We start from the raw sequence: 21878 nt of genomic DNA on the forward strand, positions 1-21878 counted from the left end.
TTCCATAAAAAACAATTTTCCATTTTGTGAGTATTTCATAAAAAGGAAATGACCGGTCTTCCTATTTATAAAGACCAGTCATTTCCTTTAAACAATAATTCAAATATGGCATTTTTAGAAAAATGCAGATGCTCTTTCATGGCTTCGGATGCGCCGTCCCAGTCCTGTTTCAGTGCACATTTCGTAATCTTCAGATGTTCCTGGATGGTCTCCTTACGGCGCTTTTCGGAGCATTCCCCGCTCATGATCCGCATTCGCTTTATCTGGCTGTTGATCAGCTCATAGGTTTTCAGAAAGTATACATTGGATGTGGCGTCAATAAACATCTGATGAAAAAGATCATCCATGTCATCGTAGGAATATGGCAGATCAGCGCCTTTTAAGTACGCCTGATAATCCTGGTAATATTTCATATACACGTCCTGTTCTATCCGGTTCCCATAATGAAGGATGGCGTATGGTTCCAGCATCATCCTGGTCTCGTATATCATATTGATCTGGCTTAAAGACAGATCTGAGACCATGATTCCCTTCTTCGGAAGAATTTTCACCAGCCCCTCCTGCTCCAGCCTGCTGATGGCATCCCGGACCGGCGTTCTGCTGGCCGACACCTCTTCCCGCAGCAGTTCTTCATTGATAAAAGTATTTGGTGCATATTCACAATTTAATATTTTCGCTTTTATGGCATTGTAAGCCTGTTGTTTCAAACTCTCTTTCTGCATTCTGCCGCCTTTCTGCAGTGCACTGCGCAACTTGTGTTCTGTTGTAACTGTTCTATTCCCTCATAGTTACAGGCAAAGATCCATGCAAAACCGCCTTTGGCGATGGGATTTTTACTTGGCTGCGAAACGTTTTCTTACGGTCAGCAAAGTAAATGCGCAGACCTGATGAATAGTTATGATCTGTTACATATATTACCACATTTTCTGCGGATTGCAAAGCCTGTCTCCTTTCAATTCCACCACAGTTGTATACATTGTTATTTTTCTAACTTTTTAACCACATTTTTCTTTTGGCTATAATGCACATTTTTATCTGTTATTTTTTGTATATAGATAACAAATTATCGAAAATTTCAGTATTTATTTCTTTTTTCTATTGACATCTTTTCTATTTTACCCTATTATCCCTTGTATACAACAAGCAATTTCCTATAACATTTTGGAGGAACAACAATTATGAAAGCAATGTTTATCGATACTCCCGGTCAAGTCTCTATTAAAGAACTCCCTATGCCGGTACCAAAAAAAGGGGAAGCACTGTTAAAAGTATTATACGGCGGCATCTGCGGCAGTGATCTGGGGTCCTACCGCGGAACTTTTGCCTATTTTTCATATCCCAGAACACCGGGCCATGAATTCTCCGCCGAGATCATAGAAATCGAGCCGAATGACAAGGGCCTTGAAAAGGGCATGATAGTAACCTGCAATCCATACTTCAACTGTACGGAATGCTACTCCTGCCAGAGAGGCTTGGTGAACTGCTGCACCACCAACCAGACCATGGGTGTTCAGAGAGAAGGTGCCTTTGCGGAATATATCACAATGCCTATTGAAAGGATCTATGACGGCAAGGGACTCTCCCCGAAAACACTGGCATTGATCGAACCCTTCTGCATCAGCTATCACGGCGTCACAAGGGCAAATGTAACAAAAGATGACAAGGTTCTCATTATCGGTGCCGGAACCATCGGTGTGCTGGCAGCCGTAGCCGCAAAAGCTCTGGGCGCGGATGTGACTATCTGCGATGTAGCTCCCAAAAAACTGGCTTACGCACAGGAGACCTTCGGGATTGACCACATTTTACTAAATGATGATCCGGAAACTTTTATGGATAAAGTGCAGGAAGCCACAGGCGGAAACGGATTTGATGTGGCGATCGAGGCGGTGGGCCTTCCCTCCACATTCCAGAACTGCATAGACGCTGCTGCCTTCGGAGGCCGTGTTGTGCTGATCGGTGTGGGGAAACAGAATCTGGACTTTAACTTTACTTTGATCCAGAAAAAAGAACTTAACATTTTCGGTTCCAGAAACGCACTGAAAAAAGATTTCCTGCAGTTGATTGACCTTGTAAAAGAGGGAATGGTCGACCTGGATAAAATAGTTACCAATACATATAAATTTGACGATGCAGCTGCTGCTTTTGCAGATTTTGATAAAAACGCAGCCTCTATGCTGAAAGTCATATTTGAATTTTAAAAACGAACGGAGGTATTTGTTATGTCACATTCTGCATGGTTATTCATGTCCTTGATCATTTCCATGGTTGTTATCTTATTTTTAATTCTGAAAGTAAAATTAAATGCTGCCATTTCTTTAGTGTTGGGAAGTATCCTGATGGGCGCATTATCCGGCGTTTCCCTGGTTGAGACCATAGACGGCATCAATGTGGGCTTCGGCAACATGTTAAAGGGTATGGGGCTTCCCATCGGTTTCGGCATTATCCTGGGCGAACTGGTCAGCAGGTCCGGCGGCGCCCAGATCATTGCCTCAAAGATTGTAAAAGCATTCCCCAAAACAAAAGCGATTTACGCCATCGGCCTGGCTGCGTTTATTCTCGCCATCCCGGTATATTTTGATGTGACCTTTGTTATTTTGATCCCGATCGGCATTGCTCTTATGAAAGAGATCAACAAATCCATTGCCCATATTGTAGGCGCCATCACCATAGGCGCTGCCGCTGCCCACACCATGGTGCCCCCTACCCCGGCTCCCCTTGCCGCAGGCGAGATCTTCGGATTTGACACAGGCATTATGATCGCATTCGGCACTGTTTTCGGACTGATCGGCGTATTCCTTGTTATCTTTATCTATACAAAGTTTTTGGACAAAAAGACGGACTTCTGGAATCCTGAAACAGATGAGTCTTCCGCCGGCGTCCATATCGATGCACAGGAGGACAGCTCCATCACACCGCCGTCTTTCGGCTTTGCTTTACTGCCTATTTTTGTGCCGATCATTTTGATTCTTTTAAACACAGTTACAGGCAGTGCCATGGGTGATGCACAGCCCGGTTTTTTCCTCTTTTTAGGTGACAAAACAGTTGCTCTGCTGGCAGGAGCCATTGTGGCTTATCTGATCGGCGTAAAATGTATGGGCAAAGAGAAAGCGGAAAAGGCTGCTACAGATTCTCTCTCCTCCGCAGGTATCGTATTCTTGATCACAGGTGCGGGCGGTGCTTTCTCCAACATCATCACAATCACAGGCGTCAGCGATGCCATTGCTGATATTGTGAGCGGATTTGCACAGAATGTGTTTGTTGTTCTGATCCTGTCCTACCTGGTCGGTCTGCTGATCAAACAGGTGACCGGCTCAGGTACCGTATCTGCGCTTACCAGTATGACCATTATGTCCGGCGTGGCTTCCGCCATCACACTGCCACCGGTGTTTGTGGCAATGGCCTGTTTGTCCGGAACACTTTTCGGCGCAACCGTAAACGACAGTGGTTTCTGGATCGTAACCAATATCAGCGGGCTCTCCATCAAGGGAGGCATCAAAACATATACCGTATCAGAAATGATGGAATCTGTCTTTTTCCTTATTTTGCTGTTGCTTGCAGCCGGCGGATATATGATAATATTCTAAGATAACAGGAGGAATTTATTCATGAGAGAAAGACCCTTTGTCGCAGACCTGGTCAGTGACCAGACCATCCCGAAAATGTTTAAAGTAAAACAGGTATTTCCCCGGCCCAAAATTGAGCCGGAGGAAATACCCGGAATCATTGAATCCCTGCTTTCCCAGGAGAAGTTCTCCTCCAAAGTGAAACCCGGCATGCGCATCGCCATCACTGCCGGTTCCCGGGGCATCGCAAACGTAGCACTCACAACAAAATGCATTGCTGACTTTGTAAGATCAAGAGGTGCTCATCCATTCATTGTCCCTGCCATGGGAAGCCACGGCGGAGCCACTGCGGAAGGTCAGCGGGCGATCCTGGAAGGCTACGGAATCACAGAGGACTATGTAGGCTGTCCTATTATTTCTTCCATGGAGGTCAAAAAAATCGGGGTAAATGAGGAAGGCATGGATGTATTCATTGACAAAAACGCCGCCGAATCCGATGGTATCATCCTTGGATGCCGCATCAAACCCCATACAGCATTCCGCGGCCCCTACGAAAGCGGAATCATGAAGATGATGGCTATCGGCCTTGGAAAACAGCACGGCGCTGAGGTCTGCCATGAAGCGGGCTTCAAGAATATGGCCAAATACGTCCCCATGTTCGGCCGTGCGATCATCAAAAACGCCCCTATTTTATTTGCAGTCCCAACCATTGAAAATGCGTATGACGAAACATGTAAGATCATAGCCGTAAATGCAGAAGAGATCATTGAAAAAGAACCGCCTCTCCTGCAGGAAGCCTTTGCCAATATGCCCAGGATTCTGGTTGATTCCTGTGATGTTCTGGTCGTTGACCAGATTGGAAAAAACTTCAGCGGAGATGGTATGGATCCCAATATCACCGGAACCTTCTGTACCCCATACGCAACAGGCGGAATCCGGTCACAGCGCGTCTGTGTCCTGGATCTGAGTCCCGAAACCCATGGAAACGGGATCGGACTTGGCTATTCCAGCGCCACCACAAAACGCGTCTTCGATCAACTGGACTTATCCTCCATGTACCCAAACGCGATCACCTGTACAGTTCTGGGCGGTGTGCGGATTCCCATTGTCATGGAGAGCGACAGGGAAGCCATCCAGGTCTGCATAAGAACCTGCAATGAGATCGATAAAAAGAATCCCAGGGTTGTAAGGATTCCAAACAGCCTCCACATAGAACATATCATGCTCTCAGAATCTTACTATGAGGAAGCAAAAAACAACCCAAATCTGATCATTGAGAGCGAACCGGAATACCTCCCCTTTGATGAGGACGGCAATCTCTGGTAAAAAAACATTCCCCGCTTTTCCCTGAAAAAAGGAAAGATGCCGCCAGGGCTGTTAATATGCCCCTTCCGGTATCTTTCCTTTCTCTTTGCCAGCTGCAGACATTTTCCTGTATCTGTCATGCGCCCTTGAGACTGCAGAATATCTCATTATAACAGTATCACTGACCGCTTCTTGTTATATCCCTCACCCAATTATACTTTTTGTAATGTATGTATACAGCCGGAAGTTTGATGATCTCATCCAGGTTGATGATAAAGTACACAGCCAATATCGGTATTTTAAAATAAAACGCTGTCAGCAGTCCAAGAGGTACTGTCACCACCCACATAGTCACCGCGTCACAGAAAAGGCCGAACCTGGAATCTCCCCCTGCGCAGAAGATACCTGCGATCACAGTGGAATTCACAGATTTTCCTATGAGGTAATACGTACACATAAACAGCATCCCCTTCAGATATCCATGGGCCGCCGGGCTGAGATTGGAAAAACCGAGAATCAGAGGACTTAACCCCAGAAGCAGAAGGCCGGACAGAGCGCCCATCAAAATGGAGAGGCGGCACAGCCTGTCTCCGTAATCTTTGGCAGCGTCCAGATTCCTCTTTCCCAGTTCATTTCCAACAATGATTCCGCCGCCGCTTCCCAGTCCCAGACACAGACAGGCGATCAGGTTCTTCACAATATTGGCAATGGAATTGGCAGCCACCGCATCGCTGCCCAAATGTCCCATAATAACGGAATACATGGTAAATCCGCATCCCCATATGAGCTCATTTCCAAGCACAGGAAGGGTATAATGGAAGAAATCGCCTTTCAATTCCCGGTCAGCGCGCACCAGATATTTCACATGCAGCCTGATCCTGCCATGCCGCAGGGATTCTGTAAATGCCCATCCCAGCTCCAGAACCCTTGACAGCACCGTCGCCAGCGCTGCCCCGGCGATCCCCATAGCCGGAACCTTCCAGACGCCGAAAATAAAGACTGCGTTCAGCACAATATTTGTCACCATGGAGACAGAACCTATCACCGTACTTTTTAAGGTATATCCGCTGTTTTTCATGATGCACAGATAAATCTGGGAAATCCCCATGAGCAGGTAAGACACTCCCACGATCCGCAGATACTGCGCCCCCTGCGCGATCAGACCTGCATCCGGGGTAAAGATCCGCATGAGAGTCTCCGGAATCAACAGGGTTCCCAGAAAGAAAACAAGGGATATGGCAGAGGAAAACTTCAGCGCAATGGCAAGTATTTTCTCCACCGACACCTTATCCCCTTTTCCCCAGTATTGGGCTGCCAGGATTGTGGTCCCGATGGTAAGTGCTGCCAGAAACAGGCTCAGAACAAACTGTATCTGACCCGCAAGGGAGACCGCAGACAGGGCCTCCTGGCTGATCACACCCAGCATTATGGCATCGGATGCGCTGACCGCTGCAGTCATAAAATTCTGAAAGGCAATGGGAAGGACCAGGGTAAACAGCTTTTTATAAAATATTTTCTTATCACTCACCGATTTCCACTGCCTCTACCTTTGCCCAGGACTCCGGATCAAATTCCCTGTCTTTGTAATAGTATTTTTTATCCGCATCTGTGATCCGGCGAATCACACGGCAGGGATTTCCCGCTGCCACCACATTGGCGGGAATGTCTTTTGTCACCACACTGCCTGCCCCGATCACTACATTGTCTCCAATGTGCACACCGGGAGTGATGACTACATTTCCTCCGATCCACACATTGTTTCCGATCGTCACAGGAATCCCGTATTCATATCCTGACTGTCTGGCTGCAGGATGCACCGGATGTCCGGCAGTATAGATTGATACATTTGGCGCAAGCAAAACATTTTCCCCGATGGTAACCTTGCCTACATCCAGTATGGTGCAGTTATAATTGGCAAAAAAGCCTTTTCCCACCTGGATATGAAATCCATAGTCACAGTAAAACGGCGGCATAATGGACACATTCTCCTGTGCACCACTCACTATTTTTCCCGCCAGCCTGCCCAATGTCTCAAAATCCGAGGGGTCCGTAGTATTAAATTCTCTTAAAAGTCTTCTGGTCACCTTCTGCTGGTCAAATACCGCATCATCTGATATATAGGGAAGTCCTGCATCCCTGCGCGTAATATTATCCATCTCTTTTCTCCTTCACAAACAAGTATTTTCATGTATAATAATAGTGTATTAATTCCGTATATTCTATCAAAATATGCCATTATATTATAACAATCGTATTTATGAAGGAGGTATTTGTGAACGGAGTAAGCATTTTAAAGGACGCCTCGGAGATCGTCCACTACAACACCCCCAATATTCCCCTGTATCTGAAAGAGCGGTGGCTCTCCTCCTATGCCAATATGGAAGCTCTCTGCCACTGGCACGAGGATATCGAATACATGAAAGCTCTGAAAGGCCACATGGTCTACTATGTGAACGGAGAAAAACTGGCGGTCCGGGAACACGATGCCCTCATAGTAAATGCCCGGCAGATGCATTACGGTTTCTCAGAGGATAAGACAGACTGCTATTTTGCCTGCATTGTCTTTCGTCTCCATCTTCTGTGTACCAATCCTGAGCTTACGGAAAAGTACATCCATCCCATTGCCGGGCATCCGAATCTTCCCTACATTTATCTTCACGCAGACAATCCCGCTGAGGCAGCGGTCATCCGGCATTTCGACGCGGCATGTGAGGACTGCCGAAGGCATTATGAAGGTTATGAGCTGATGATGATCAGCAGGCTGACTGCCGCCTGGGCTGCGCTCTACTCCCTTTTAAGTCCTGACCTGCTGTCCTACAGCACTGCCATGGAGGAGGACTTATCCACCCAAAGAAACATGATCTCGTTCATATACCGGAACTATACACAGAAACTCTCCCTGAACGATATTGCAGCCGCGGGCAGTATATGCCGCAGCAAATGCTGCCGGATCTTCAAAAAATACCTGAACAAAACGCCCATAGATTTTCTGAACGCCTACCGCCTGGAGGTCAGTATGCGCCTGCTGACAGATACCGCCATGAGCATCACAGAGATCGCCCTGTCCTGCGGCTTCCAGAGCCCCAGTTACTATGCGGAAATCTTCCAGCAGCACAAAGGCTGTACCCCCAGCCATTACCGTATGCGGCAGGCAGAGGGATATGAGGCACGCGGATGCCTCTAATCCCCCGGCCGCTTTGTTTTTCTGACCTTACGGACTTTCCCCTTGATCGGCTTCGTCTGAAGACATTCTATAACCTGATTCCCCTTAAAATTTAAAACCTCCACATAGCTTAAACTGTCCCGGATATCCACAATGCCTATGTCTGAGGCCTCCACGCCGTCAATACTGCAGATGGTTCCCACAATATCCCCAGCCCGCATTTTTGATTTCCGGCCTCCGCCGATGGACAGACGTGTAATTCCCCGGTTCAATACCGCCCCCTTTTCAGGTTTCGCTTCTGCTTTTACGCGCTGGGCTTTCCAGAATGCCTTTTCCTTTTCTTCCTCTGTCTCCGGAATTTCCGCGCCGGGCAGCTCCTGCCCCACAAATGCCTCCACCTGCTTCAGCATCCTTTTGTCCTCTTCTGTTACCAGGCTTATGGCTGTACCGCATTTTCCGTTTCTTCCGGTTCTGCCGATCCGATGGACATACGTTTCCTTCCCCGTTGGAAAATCATAATTCACAACATGGGTGATCTGTTCAAAATCAATCCCCCTTGCAGCCACATCCGTTGCGATCAGAAAGCGAAAGCAGCCTCTCCGAAACGCATCCACAGTCTTAAGCCTCTCCCTCTGCTCCATCTCCCCATGCAGCATCCCGCAGAATATACGCCCTCTGCGCAGCTTCTGAAACAGAACATTTGTCATCTCCCTTGTCCCGCAGAAAATCATACAGCTCTTTGGATTCTCATTTATAAGAACCTTGAGAAAGTCCCCGTATTTTCTCTCCTGATCAGTGAAATAGACCTTTTCCGTGATCGCCGCTGTCTGCTCCTTCGTGGGTTCCTGCAGCACAAGTATTCTGTCCGGAATAAACGCATCCGCCAGCTCCCTGATCTCCGGCCCTAATGTGGCGGAGAACAGGGATATTCTGCAGTTTTCCGGAACCAGAGAAAGGATATTTTTCACTTCGTCGATAAAGCCCATATCCAGCATCAGATCCGCCTCATCTATCACCAGCCATTTTACTTTGTCAAGCTTCAGGCTCTCCCTGCCCAGATGGTCCATAATACGTCCCGGTGTACCTGTGACAATATGGGATTTCTGCCGCAGGGTCTGAATCTGCTTATCAATGGGAAACCCTCCGAAAACTGCCGGCACCTTCAAACGTTTCTTTCTTCCTATATGAAACATTTCCTCGCTGACCTGCACTGCCAGTTCCCTGGTAGGCTCCAGTACCAGCGCCTGGGGCGCATTCTCCTCCCACCATACACCTTCACAGATCGGTATGGCAAATGCCGCTGTCTTCCCGCTGCCCGTCGGTGCTTTCACCACCACATTTTTTCCCGCAAGCATGGGTGTAATGACTTCCTGCTGTATGCCTGTAGGTGTCTTATATCCCAAACCTTCCAATGCTTCCAGGATTTCCTGTGAAAGCGGGTATTGGTTAAAATTGTCTGTCATTGTTTTTTACCTTTCTCTAATTCCTCTTCCCCATGGCTTTGCAGAGGGACGCTAACCTGTTATACAGTTTATCAAAACACAGATGAGATTGCCAGACATTATTTGCTTATATTTCCTTCACTACAGACGATGACTCCCTCATAAGCCGAAACTTCCCCGATTATCATAATTCTACCTGAACTTCAAGCAGAAAACTACATACTCCATAACCAAAATTCCAGATAAAAGCCGGAACAAAATTGGATTGCATGTACATATCAATCAAATCCCAATTTAGTTATAATCATTTTATAAAATATTTCGTGAAATTTTATAAAATACCCCATCACAGTACCTCTGTGTCCGGGAAAAAGGGAGGAGCATTGTATGCGTGTCGGATAATTTATGAAAACAACAGCGGAACCTGTTTTGTTTGTATCCGCTGTACAAAATGTGACCCTTCTGCCGAATGCCAGCTTCTTTCTTTGAAAATCGTATCATCTGACCGTAAGTTTCTATGAGATGACATCTTTTCATGAATGCCTGACGGCTCTCTGCAGAAAACAAAATCTACATTACAATAAGAAAGTGAGGAATCAGTATGGAAGTAACAAGTAGTAAAAAAGAAATATGGACAATGGGCAGTTATTCTCTATTGACCCTGGCAATCATGGTCGGATTCATGTACCTGAATACATTCGCCACCGAGGTTCTTGTAATTCCCGCAGGAACTCTGGCTGTGGCACTGGGCGTGGCAAAGTTTCTGGATTTCTGTTTCAGCCTGTTTGCCGGTGCTATCATTGAAAAAGTCAAAATCGGAAAGACCGGAAAGAACCAGTCCTGGCTCTATCTTGGCCGCTGGATCCTGGCCGTTTCAATCATGGCTGAGGTATGTAATACCAGTTCCGCTCCCATGGTAGTCCGTGTGGCAGTCCTTGCTGTATCCTATACAGTTCTGAACTGTCTGATGAACATTCTTCAGACTGCTTACTATGGCGTTCTGGCCGCCGTAGCAGGTCCGAACATGTCCAACCGAAATGCAATGACCGTCAACATGACACGGCAGAGCACGGTTATCACTATCATTTGTTCTTTCATTCCTACCCTTGTTACTGTTCTTCCTTTTGGTAACTGGAACTATTTTATCGTTGCTTTCGTATTTATGATCCCTATGCCTTTTGCTCTGGGAGCAATCGCCAAATGCGCGGACGGCAAGGATGTTCCTGTCGGTGCTACCGCTTCTGTGAACCAGGTCAGCATCGGCGATATGTTCGGTACATTGCTTAAGAATCCCCAGATGCTGGTTCTTTTCCTGGTATTTACGATTCTTTACATTGCGCAGTTTACCTATCAGGCTAACTATACCTATTACTTTATTTATGTTGTCGGTGATTTCACCAAGCTTACATTTGTTACTCTGATCAATGCCATTGTCGGATTCTTAGCCGCCATGGTTATGCCAAAGCTCGGAGCAAAACTGGGCAAAAAAATGTCCTGTGTATTTGGATTTCTCCTTATGAGCATTGCACTGATCCTGGTATCATTTTTCGGTGCCCCAAATGGTGTTCCCAACCTGACCGCTTATATTATCCTCATGTCTCTGATGATGGCCGGAACCTATACCTGGATGCCCTACATGGTAGTCCTTTACCTGGATGCAGGTGAATATTTCCTGTATAAAACGGGAAAAGATACCCGTGCGATCGCTGCCGGCCTGGCTTCCCCGCCGATGAAGATCGGTATGACCGTGGGCAATACCCTTGGCCTGGCTCTGTTGTCTGCCATCGGTTTTGTTTCCGGAGGCGCCTTTGAGATCAACACTGCATGGATCTCCAATTTCATGCGTGTTACGTTCATGCTCCCCGGGTTAATCTATCTGGCATCCGCCATTATCCTGCTGGTGTTTTACAAGATCAGCGACAAGGATGCTGCCAAGTACGCCCAGGCAAATGCTGAGAAAATGCTGCAGAGCAAGTAACAGAAAATAAAATATTTCAGAAAGAACAGGAGAGAAAATTATGTCAAAAATACCCTTTGATGAAAAAGAAATGACCATCGCTTATACCGTTCCTAATATGCTTGATCCTACCATCCCGGAAAGTCCCGCCTGGACTTATCCCCAGTCCGAAAAAGAGGCAATAAAAGAGCTGTATGCCGGAACACCCACCTGGTGTCCCTCCGGTCTGGAGTCTGGTCTTTTTGCCCCTTCCGTAATCCCGGATAACATTGCACGCGGCTTTGTCATTGAAGGAGTCCCCTTCGATATGGCAAACTACGGCGGTCCTGATATGTTCGGCATCGAATGGGAATACGTTCCTGTAGCAGGCGGTTCCATGGTCCGTCCCGGCACCCCTCTTCTTGAAGATGCCAATGACTGGAACCAAATCCTGAAGTTCCCTGACATCGACGCATGGGACTGGGATGCCAGCGGCAGACAAAACTACGACTTTCTCCACAACGGCAAAGCAAACATGCTCTGGTTCTTAAATGGCTGCTGGTATGAGAGACTGGTTTCCTTCATGGATTTTGAAGGTGCGGTTGTAGCTCTGATCGATGACGAGCAGAAGGATGCCTTAAAAGAACTGTTTGCTAAGACAACAGAACTGTACTGCAGACTTGTTGACCGCTGCGCAGAGACTTACGGAGACGGTATCTCCGGATTTACCGTACACGATGACTGGGGTTCCCAGAGAGCGCCGTTCTTCTCCCCTGCAGTGGGCGAAGAGATGATCGTTCCCTACATGAGAGAGCTGACAGACCACATCAAGTCCAAAGGACTGATTGCTGACCTGCACAGCTGCGGCAGCCTGGAAATGCAGCTTCCCAACTTTATCAAAGCCGGCTGGCAGTCCTGGTGCCCCATGCCAATGAACCCGACCCAGAAAATGTACGAAGAATACGGCGATAAGATCCTTCTCCACGTAGAACCGGATCTGCCCGAAGGCGCTTCCGAAGCAGAACAGGAAAAAGCCGGCGAAGAATTCGTCAAAAAATACTTCAAGCCCGGCAAATACTGCTTCCCCAATTATATGTATTTCCCACAGAAGATGACGCCTGCGTTCCGCAAAGGTATGTACCGTGCATCCAGGCAGTAAACGGTAATTTATTATCATTTTGCTTTTTATTCACAGCGCCCGGAGGAGAACGGTCTTCCGGGCGCTGCTGCTTAGCAGCATACTGTTTCCAATATGTTTTATGAAAGAGAGGAACGCGAATGTCTGATAAAAATCTGGCTCCCGCGGCAGTCCCGCCGGAAGAAAATAACATCATGGGTATTGCTCCCATACCAAAACTCCTTGCGAAATTTGCCATACCTTCCGTCATCTCCATGCTGGTAAACTCCATCTACAATCTGGTGGATCAGATTTTCATCGGCCAGGGTGTCGGTTATCTCGGTAATGCTGCCACCAACGTGGTATTTCCTTTTGTCACCATCGCCATGGCGATCTCACTGATGATCTCCGTGGGTACCGCCGCCAATGTCGGACTGAATCTGGGCGGAAAAGACCAGGACTGTGCCAATCTGACTCTCGGCAACGGCTTTACCCTTGCCCTGTCAAGCGGAATCATCCTCTGTGTCATCGGTGAAATCTTCATGGTTCCCCTGCTGCGCCTCTTCGGTGCCACTGACACAGTGCTGCCCTATGCCATTGATTACGGCCGCATTTATCTTCTTGGCACCATGTTTACCAGCGTGGGCATTATGATCAATGATGAGATCCGTGCCGACGGCAACCCCGGCTATTCCATGAGATCCATGCTGATCGGCGCTGTGCTCAACTGTGTGCTGGACCCGCTGTTTATCTTCGTCTTCCACTGGGGCGTGAAAGGCGCTGCCTTTGCCACCATCATCGGACAGTTCGGCACGCTTGTCTTCAGTCTTCTTTATCTGAAAAAGTTCCGCACACTGACAATGAAAAAGGAAAATATGAGGCTGCGTCTCTCCATTGTAAAGAGTATCCTGGTGCTGGGCCTCTCCTCCTTCCTCACACAATGTGCCGCACTGGTCATGCAGATCATTATGAATCAGCAGACAATCAAATACGGCGCGCTGTCTCAGTACGGTGCTGACATTCCTCTGACCGTGTTTGGGATTGTCAATAAGGTAAATGGTTTGATGATGTCTCTGATTATGGGAATCTCCGTTGGCTCGCAGCCGCTGTTCAGCTATAATTACGGCGCCAAACTCTTTACACGCGTAAAAAAACTGGCGCAGACCTGTCTGATCGTCTGTGTTACCATCGGCTTTCTCGGTATGCTGTGTCTGCAGATCTTCCCGCAGCAAATCATTTCCATATTTGGTCAGGAAAACGATCTGTATAATGAATTCGCTGTGATGTGCCTGAAAAATATGACCATTTTCATCTTTGTCATGGGTGTTCAGATGGTGGCCAGCGTATACTTCCAGGCAATCGGAAAGGCAATGGGCGCTACAGTGCTTTCCCTGTCACGCCAGGTATTGTTCATGATTCCCTGTATGCTGATCCTGCCTTACTTCTTCGGGATCATCGGCCTGATGTGGTCCTTCCCGGTGTCGGATGTGTTCTCGGTGGCTATGGCGGCGATCATGCTTTCGATGGAGATGAGGAAGCTGAATCGGTTGATTCGGGTTCCGGCTGCGCAGGCGCAGGCGGAATGATTTATGTGGACATAGATATCTGACAACTACAGTTATAAAATATAACAGCGGATGGGGGGAATCCGCTGTTATATTTTATGCTTACCCTCATTTTTGAACTATCCAGCGTTATTCCCGTCTCCTATCTGCGGAAGCTTGATAATAATAGTTTTCCACAGTCTAAACCGCCGGAATCTCTCCCGGCGGTCTTCTTATTTCACCACAAGATGCGCCACACTGCATGGCGGCAGTGTAAACTTAAAAGCACCATTATCTAAAATAATATTATGAATTGGTACCGGCTGCACATTTGTCGGCTCCTCAAAAGTATTCTTTGCATGAATATCTCCAGCCAATAACTCACCCTTCACCTCTTTTACTTCTCTCTCCATGATTTCAGCCTCAATCTCACTGGCCTCATCAGCCGATAAATTAGTAATAGTTATATGCACCTGTCCTATGTCATCAACCGATACTGAATGCGTAAGATTCGGAACCATAAATGCCTCCTCCAGACCAATCCTGGAAGTCTCCAGGGTGCTTTCCACAAGAGAAGCTCCCTGATGGCACTTATACATTTGAAACACATGGTATGTAGGCGTTTTTATCATCCGTTCCCCTTCTGTCAGCAGTACAGCCTGAAGCACATTTACCATTTGGGCAAGATTAGCCATTTTCACTCTGTCACAGTGTTTATTAAATAAATTAAGGTTAATTCCCGCAACAAGGGCATCGCGCATGGTGTTCTGCTGATACAGAAATCCCGGATTTGTACCCGGTTCACAGTCATACCAGGTTCCCCACTCATCTATGATCAGTCCAATCTTCTTATCCGGGTCATACTCATCCATAATCTGACCATGCCGCTCAATCAGTTCTTCCATATACAAAGTCTTGCTCAATGTTCTGTACCAGTCCTTTTCATTGAAAAAGACAGCACTTCCCTTTTCCTTCCCATCCCCGGGAACGGTATAATAATGAAGCGATAAACCATCCATAAACCCGTGATGTTCCGGCGCAGAGCTGCGGAAACAGGTGTCCAGAACCGTTCTGGTCCATGTATAATCGTCTGCATTTGGACCGCAGCAGATTTTTTTAATGCCTCCGTCATTTCTATAGTCCCGGATATAGGTCTGATAACGTCTGTATTCATTTGCATAATATTCCGGGTTCATATTGCCGCCGCATCCCCAGTTTTCATTACCCACACCCCAAAACTTTACATCCCAGGCTTCCTCGGAACCATTCGCCTCACGAAGCTGTGCCATAGGTGACAATCCCTTGAATGTAATATACTCTACCCACTCCGACATTTCCCTTACAGTACCGCTTCCCAGGTTTCCGTTGACATATGCACTGCACCCAAGCTGGCGGCAAAGTTCAAAATACTCGTGTGTTCCAAAGCTGTTGTCTTCCACCACACCGCCCCAGTGTGTATTGATCATCTTCTTTCGTTTCTCTTTCGGGCCGATGCCGTCCATCCAATAATATTCATCCGCGAAGCATCCGCCCGGCCATCTTAATACAGGTACATTTATTTTTTTCAAAGCATTGATTACATCTGTTCTCATTCCGTTTACATTTTCAATGGTTGAATCCTCACCCACATAAATCCCGCCGTAAATACAGCGCCCCAGATGTTCCGAAAAATGCCCGTAAATTTCTCTGTTAATCTTTCCTGCTATCTTATTTGGATGAATCCGTAATTTATTCATTCTACCATCCCTCTGCTTCTGAAACTGCAGTATCTCTGTTTTTCAATAATCCAGCACCTTCACATGAAAATTTTCAAATGCGGCACAGCCATTTTCCGCAAACATACCAATGTAAGTGCCTGTAAATGTCATATTTCTCGTACTTTCTGTGCAGAGGCCTACCGTCAGCCCGCTTCCCAGTTCCACAAATGTTTCACCGACCAGACTATAAGAAAATCTGTAATATGTTTTATCTGATACGATCCGCAGCTTAACATTTTCTGCTGCAGGAATTTCCGCACTTGCTGTAACTGTAAAAATGTCATGAATATGTTTCGCCAAACAAACTTTCCATCTGTCCATTTCTCTGCTCAGATAAATCTCATAGTGATAGGAATCATTATAATAAGCAGTAAGACCTGCACGCATTCCCTGTACTGCATCCAGCAATGAAACATCTGCCACGGATACCGTCTCAAACCCTTTCTGCCGCACACCGATCCAGGTTGGGCTTGCCATTTCATTGATGGTTGTACTGGTTCCTCTAAGAATCAGCTTTCTCTTTGCAGTATCCCTCACATAATTCTCCATAGATGGATTCCTCAGGAAATTATAATGCAGGCTGAACCTATCCTGTGAAAAATCGTCTGCAAAATCACGATTGACCGGTGCCGGCCTTTCTCCGGGAAGGGGACCTTCCATCTCCGGTGAGATCAAACCGTTTTCCCCTACAATAGGCCATCCGTCTTCTGTCCACACAACCGGCGTCAAAAAAGTCTCACGCCCCAGATTGTGAAGCAGTACCCTGTCTTTTTTCTCCTGACATGGACGGATTGCCAGACAGACCAGCCACCAGTTACCATTGTGGTCCTCTATCATATCTGCATGGCCGGTACAGTAAATCTCCTCCCTCATGTCATCTCTGTGAGTGAGTATCGGATTATGGGGGCACGCCTCAAATGGTCCGTAAGGGCTGTCTGACCGCAGTATGGTTTCCATATGTCCGTATTCCGTGCCGCCTTCAGCCAGCATGAGATAATATTTTCCAAACCATTTATAAAGATGCGGGCCTTCCGCATACCTGCCGCCGCATCCTCTGCTGATCACCACACTTTCCGTGAGCCGCTCCCCTGTAAAAGGATTTACCTGGCAGAGGAAGATCCCGGTTTTTCCTTCACTGTCCATACTGGTGGACGCAAAATACACCGTTCCGTCATCATCAAAAAGCAGGGACGGGTCAATTCCCCCCTGATCTACCCAGGCAGGCTTGGACCATCCTTTTTTCATATCCGTGGTATGTACAATAAAATTTCCTTTACCTGATGTATTCGTTGTCGTCATAAAAAAAGTTCCCTGATGATAACGGATTGTAGGTGCATAGATTCCTCCCGAAGGCCTGCACCCATGTAAATCAAGCTGAGATTCTTCTGTAAGGCAATACCCTTCAAGCTCCCAGTTCACAAGGTTTCTGCTGTGATAAACGGGAACTCCCGGATAAAATTCAAAAGATGAATTAACAATATAGTAATCCTCTCCTACCCGGCAGATTGACGGGTCAGGATTGTATCCGGAAATAATCGGGTTTCTGTATTTCATTTAAGTTGTCCTCCATTTTGTCTTGTTATAGTTGTGATTGTCAGGAAATGTCTCAGCCTTTCAGACCGGACATTTTTATTCCCTGGATAAAATATTTCTGGCAGGTGGCAAATATCACCAGCACAGGCAGCAGAGAAATCAGTGCCATGGACATCATCTGCCCAACCTGGACATTTCCCTGAGAGCCTTTGAAAAACTGCAGTCCGATGGCAATTGTAAACTTATCATTGGAGTTAAGATAGATTAACGGATTGAAAAAATCATTCCAGTTAAACACCAAAGCCATCACCAGAACAGCCAGCATAACAGGTTTTACTGCCGGAAGCAGAATCCTTGTGAAAACCTGCAGGGAATTTGCACCATCAATTTTTGCCGCCTCATCCAGTTCCTTTGGCAGAGTCCTGAAGAACTGGATAAATAAAAAGATATTGAACGCGCCTCCCCCAAGCCAGCTTGGGATAATAAGCGGCCATATGGTATCCACCATTCCCAGTTTGTAATAAAGCAGATACTGTGGAATCAGTGTGACCTGCGTCGGCAGCATCATGGTACCCAAGAGCACCATAAACAGAATCTTTGATAATCTGGACTGGAACCGTGCAAACCCATAGGCGACTACAGAGGATGACAGTACGGTCCCTACTGTGGCAAGAAAGGTAATCACCGCAGTGTTTTTAAAATAAAGCTGAAAATTGGCCCCTTTCCATCCTTCCACAAAATTCTCGATTGTACCATTCTTGGGAATAAGAGTGGGAGGCATACTATAGATATCCGACATTGGCTTAAAGGATGTGGAAACCATCCATATAAATGGGAAAAGGCAGATAACAGCAGCAATGACCAGCACAAAATATGTCAGTATCCTTGCCATTTGCTTTGTCTTTTTTTGTGATCTTGTACGCATATTTTATCTCTCCTTCTCCTTAATCATCATAAAACACCCAGAATTTAGATGTGGATACAACTACAATTGTGATCAGCATGATCACCGCAAACATACTCCAGGCCATCATGGAAGCATATCCCATCTTCCCATATAAAAATCCGTTGTTATACAAGTGCATAGCCGCCGTATAGGTACTGTTCAGCGGACCGCCGTTGGTGAGAATCAGCGGCTGCTGGAATACCTGAAACGCTGCGATCACTGTAACAATAAGATTAAAATATATGGTGGGCGTACACAAAGGCAGCGTAATATAAAACGTCTGCCGCAGGGAGCCGGCCCCGTCAATCTGTGCGCTTTCATAATAAGACTGCGGAATATCCTGTATACCTGCCAGCATAATGATAATGTTATTTCCTATGGTCCACAGCGACAGGATCACTATGGAAATCATGGCTACATTTTTATCCCCCAGCCAGTTTGGCCCCTTAATCCCCACAAGGGATAGTATGTAATTGATAATTCCGAAATCCTTCTGGAAAATCCATCCCCAAAGGATTGTCACCGCAACCCCTGAGGTAATGTATGGGATATAAAATGCAGTACGGAAAAATCCCAGACCTTTTACTTTCTTGCTCAGAAGCAGTGCAACAAAAAAGGCAAGTATAATGCTGCACGGAACGAACATAAATACATATTTCAGGGTATTCAAAAAAGCTCTCCTGAATAAAGTGTCATCCGTAAATGCATATTTCCAGTTATCCAGCCCCACAAATTCCCCGATTCCCGTAAGATTCATATTTGTAAACATCAAATAAAAAGAATACAAGATCGGATACAATGTAAGTACAAGGAATCCGATCAGCCAGGGAGCTGTATAAATATAAAAATTCCTGGCTTCTCTTTTTTTCATGGTTGTATATTTTTTTTGTTTTCCCGGTTTCCTCAAAATTCCCATGCCTCCAATCGACCATAGAAAGTACACACTGTGAACCCGCTATTGTCATGAATTGTCAGAGGTTACCCCCCGGTTCAAAATAACCCGGCGGATAACCTCTGCTTCTGTGTCATCCTGACTGTCAGTTGCCGTTTGCCTCGTTAAATGCCTTTTCCAGAGCCGGATAGTATTCTTCCATAGCTTCCTCTGCAGTCTTGCCGTCTATGGTTACTGACTGCCAAATCTGTGTATACACATCGCCGGCTGCTGAAAATGCACCGCCCCATATATTCAGTTTCGCACCGGACAGACCGTCAAGAAAAGCGCTGTTTTTGATCGGTCCATACTCTAAATCTTTGTAATAGGTCTCTGCAATATTTTTGCAGGATGTAAGACCGATCTTACTGGTTTCTTTCGCCATATCTTCATTTGCATACGCTGCTTCTTTCAGGAAAGTCCAGGCTGCATCTTTGTTCTTTGAAGTTTTCAGCATGGCATAGCCTGTGGCGTACATGAGATTGTTCTTTCCATTTTCCACTTTAGGCATAGAGACAGCATCCCATGAAAAATTATCTCCCACTTCCTCTGCGATCAGCTTTGTCTCAAATCCGCCCAGCGTATACATGGCCGCGTGTCCAGATACAAATAACTGTTCCTTCGGGAGGCTCTTTGCTGCTGTGTCATCCGGCATTGCCTTGCTCTGAACCAAATCTCCGAATAAATTCAGTCCGTCTTTTACTTCCTGGCTGTTAACTTCACATGTCTTTAAGTCATCTGAGTATGCACTTCCGCCTTTACAGATCACAGACAATCCTGCATCAATCCAATGGTTTACTATTCCGTAGGTAGCATCCGCTCCTTCTCCTCCGGCAAACTTTTTAGCGTTCTCTGCCAGGTCGTCCCATGTCCAGTCATTGGTAGGATACTCTACACCAAACTTGTCAAACATATCTTTGTTATAAGCCAGGACAAAAACATTCTCCAATAAAGGCATAGCCTCAAGTTTACCATCCGGGCGGTAATACGGTTCGATCATTCCCTCTGTTATTACAGATTTGAGGTCAACGCCTTCTTTTTCCACATAAGGATTCAGGTCTTCATAATATTCCGTATATAACCCATAATAATCCGGGGACATCTGGATAACATCCGGGCCGGTACCTGCCGACAATGCTGCTGTCATCTTCTGATCCCATACATGGTCAGCGGTAGGAATCACAGAATGTTCCACCTCTATTTCCGGATGTGCCTTCTGAAATGCCTCCACCATTGTCTCTCTTGATTTCTTCTCCTCATCTGCTCCCCAAGACCAGATTACCAGTTTTTTCCTTTCCTTGCCGTCTGCTGTTTTTGCGTTTGCCTTTTCTGAATTGCCGCCGCAGGCTGTCAAACCTGCAAGCATGACTCCAACCAGTCCCACAGCTGCCAATTTTTTTAATTTCATCATTCTTCCTCCATCCATTTTCAATAAATTTATATATACATCAAAGCTGCGCGCTGTACTTTGATATATGTTCCTGATTATGTAAAAACCTGCTAAACAGATTCTATATTTTTTACGGTCTCTCCCTCCAGAATTTCAAACGGAGAGTAATTCATGTATTTATATTTGTTTCCTTCTAATACATTTATTAAAACATCTACGCATTCAGCACCCTGGCGTTCCGGGTAGATGGCTATTGTTGTCAGCTTCGGCTCATATCTTTCTCTTGTAAAAAGCCCGTCAATTCCTATAACAGAAACATCTTCCGGCACACTGTATCCCAAAGACTTTAACTCTTCCATCATTCCAAATGCCATATCATCATTAAAACAAATGATGGCCGTGGGCTTATGTGCAGATGCCTTATACATCCTCGCTGCCCTTCTGCCTATGAAAAACAAATCCAGGTATACAAACCCTTCCGCTTCGCAGCTGAAGTCCTTCTGGCTGCTGTTCTTTGGTTTTTCTGTTTTATTCAAATCTCCCTGTACATCCAGGATATATTTCCTGTAATCTTTCCCTATTTCCTGCATCATCCGCTCTTTCCAGTAGCGGTAGCGGAGATTTGCGTAGCCCTCGTTAAAAGGAAGCGCCATACCAATTTTTCGATGGCCCTTTTTCCGGAGATAGTCAATCGCCGTATTGATAACTTTTCTATTATCAATAATAACTGCCGGCATAGGTTTGGCAAAAACAACTGATGGATCAAAACTCGCCGTAACTGTCGGCAGATAATAGTTTTTTCCGATACTTTCCGCATATGCCTGTGCCACTGTCTCTGTAGGAAAAAGCGCACCGTCTGCCAATGTCTTTTTCACCATCTCGAAATCCCGTTCATTCATGATAGCCATAACATGGTATCCCTTTTTTTCAGCTTCCCTGGCCATGCCATGATACATCTGGTTATAGTATGTTCCTGTAAGGTCTCCGCAGAAAAATAACAGCTGGTATGTCTTCCTCTGCTGCAATGCCATTGCAACAGGATTTGGCATATACCCTACGCGGTTCGCAATCTCCAGAATTCGTCTCTTTTTTTCATTGTCAACGTATCCGCTGTTGTTAAGTGCTCTCGAGACCACAGACACCGAAACACCGGCCTCTTTCGCTATATCTTTTCTGGTAACATTTTTTTCCATGATTTACTTAATTTTTCCTTTTGTGTAATATGCACTATTTGTATAGTCACAATACTAT

Annotated in this window: 17 protein-coding genes; 7 read left to right on the top strand and 10 right to left on the bottom strand. The window is 46.2% G+C overall.

The features are described from left to right. Positions 1 to 65 precede the first annotated feature (65 nt). Positions 66 to 722 carry a GntR family transcriptional regulator gene (locus LC508_RS11950; protein WP_054351815.1) on the bottom strand — a complete coding sequence of 219 codons (657 nt, stop codon included), beginning with the start codon at positions 720 to 722 and terminating at the stop codon, positions 66 to 68. Positions 723 to 1178: 456 nt separating this feature from the next. Between LC508_RS11950 and LC508_RS11955 the strand changes: the two genes are divergently transcribed. From LC508_RS11955 to LC508_RS11965, 3 genes are read left to right on the top strand one after another with little or no spacing between them, the layout of a single operon-like run. Next, positions 1179 to 2198 (top strand): zinc-binding alcohol dehydrogenase family protein, encoded by a 1020-nt coding sequence (locus LC508_RS11955; protein ID WP_103732624.1) that lies wholly within the window; start codon positions 1179 to 1181, stop codon positions 2196 to 2198. A gap of 21 nt (positions 2199 to 2219) precedes the next feature. Beyond that, on the top strand, positions 2220 to 3584 hold the full coding sequence (locus LC508_RS11960; RefSeq protein ID WP_103732623.1) for a GntP family permease: 1365 nt from the start codon (positions 2220 to 2222) through the stop codon (positions 3582 to 3584). A 21-nt stretch (positions 3585 to 3605) separates the two neighbouring features. Continuing rightward, a complete protein-coding gene (locus LC508_RS11965) occupies positions 3606 to 4889 on the top strand; it encodes a nickel pincer cofactor-dependent isomerase, group 22 (RefSeq protein WP_103732622.1) in 1284 nt (427 codons plus the stop codon). A gap of 157 nt (positions 4890 to 5046) precedes the next feature. Here the strand turns inward: LC508_RS11965 and LC508_RS11970 are convergent, their stop codons facing one another. Next, complete coding sequence (locus LC508_RS11970; protein ID WP_103732621.1) at positions 5047 to 6396, bottom strand: MATE family efflux transporter; 1350 nt, start codon at positions 6394 to 6396, stop codon at positions 5047 to 5049. Then, positions 6389 to 7024 (bottom strand): sugar O-acetyltransferase, encoded by a 636-nt coding sequence (locus tag LC508_RS11975; RefSeq protein WP_103732620.1) that lies wholly within the window; start codon positions 7022 to 7024, stop codon positions 6389 to 6391. Before LC508_RS11975 ends, LC508_RS11970 begins: the two co-directional genes overlap by 8 nt. A gap of 116 nt (positions 7025 to 7140) precedes the next feature. On the opposite strand from LC508_RS11975, the gene LC508_RS11980 reads away from it, so the two are divergent. Then, positions 7141 to 8052: an AraC family transcriptional regulator gene (locus LC508_RS11980; RefSeq protein WP_158587294.1), complete on the top strand. Its 912-nt coding sequence runs from the start codon at positions 7141 to 7143 to the stop codon at positions 8050 to 8052. Here LC508_RS11980 and LC508_RS11985 read toward each other — a convergent pair. After that, entirely contained in the window at positions 8049 to 9494 is a 1446-nt protein-coding gene (locus tag LC508_RS11985; RefSeq protein ID WP_118594017.1) for a DEAD/DEAH box helicase, read from the bottom strand. The two genes, LC508_RS11980 and LC508_RS11985, sit on opposite strands and share 4 nt — an antisense overlap. Before the next feature lie 580 nt (positions 9495 to 10074). On the opposite strand from LC508_RS11985, the gene LC508_RS11990 reads away from it, so the two are divergent. The 3 genes from LC508_RS11990 to LC508_RS12000 all read left to right on the top strand — a co-directional run bounded on the left by LC508_RS11990 (position 10075) and on the right by LC508_RS12000 (position 14112). Continuing rightward, entirely contained in the window at positions 10075 to 11451 is a 1377-nt protein-coding gene (locus LC508_RS11990; protein WP_054351812.1) for an MFS transporter, read from the top strand. Between the two features lie 40 nt (positions 11452 to 11491). Continuing rightward, positions 11492 to 12568, top strand: coding sequence for a uroporphyrinogen decarboxylase/cobalamine-independent methonine synthase family protein (locus LC508_RS11995; RefSeq protein WP_103732460.1), 1077 nt, complete (start codon positions 11492 to 11494; stop codon positions 12566 to 12568). Between the two features lie 119 nt (positions 12569 to 12687). Continuing rightward, complete coding sequence (locus tag LC508_RS12000; RefSeq protein ID WP_103732459.1) at positions 12688 to 14112, top strand: MATE family efflux transporter; 1425 nt, start codon at positions 12688 to 12690, stop codon at positions 14110 to 14112. Between the two features lie 191 nt (positions 14113 to 14303). Here LC508_RS12000 and LC508_RS12005 read toward each other — a convergent pair whose 3' ends face one another. From LC508_RS12005 to LC508_RS12030, 6 genes are all read right to left on the bottom strand, one after another. Next, positions 14304 to 15806, bottom strand: a complete 1503-nt coding sequence (locus LC508_RS12005) for an alpha-N-arabinofuranosidase (RefSeq protein WP_103732458.1) — start codon at positions 15804 to 15806, stop codon at positions 14304 to 14306. Positions 15807 to 15848: 42 nt separating this feature from the next. Continuing rightward, a complete protein-coding gene (locus LC508_RS12010) occupies positions 15849 to 17381 on the bottom strand; it encodes a glycoside hydrolase family 43 protein (protein WP_054351809.1) in 1533 nt (510 codons plus the stop codon). 52 nt (positions 17382 to 17433) lie between these two features. After that, complete coding sequence (locus LC508_RS12015) at positions 17434 to 18285, bottom strand: carbohydrate ABC transporter permease (RefSeq protein ID WP_103732457.1); 852 nt, start codon at positions 18283 to 18285, stop codon at positions 17434 to 17436. 19 nt (positions 18286 to 18304) lie between these two features. Beyond that, positions 18305 to 19222 (bottom strand): carbohydrate ABC transporter permease, encoded by a 918-nt coding sequence (locus LC508_RS12020; protein ID WP_054351808.1) that lies wholly within the window; start codon positions 19220 to 19222, stop codon positions 18305 to 18307. A 121-nt stretch (positions 19223 to 19343) separates the two neighbouring features. Continuing rightward, a complete protein-coding gene (locus tag LC508_RS12025; protein WP_158587293.1) occupies positions 19344 to 20648 on the bottom strand; it encodes an ABC transporter substrate-binding protein in 1305 nt (434 codons plus the stop codon). A gap of 89 nt (positions 20649 to 20737) precedes the next feature. Beyond that, positions 20738 to 21820, bottom strand: a complete 1083-nt coding sequence (locus tag LC508_RS12030; protein WP_054351806.1) for a LacI family DNA-binding transcriptional regulator — start codon at positions 21818 to 21820, stop codon at positions 20738 to 20740. Positions 21821 to 21878: the final 58 nt, after the last annotated feature.

The organism is Blautia parvula, assembly GCF_020215665.1.
Taxonomy (GTDB): Bacteria; Bacillota; Clostridia; order Lachnospirales; family Lachnospiraceae; genus Blautia; species Blautia celeris.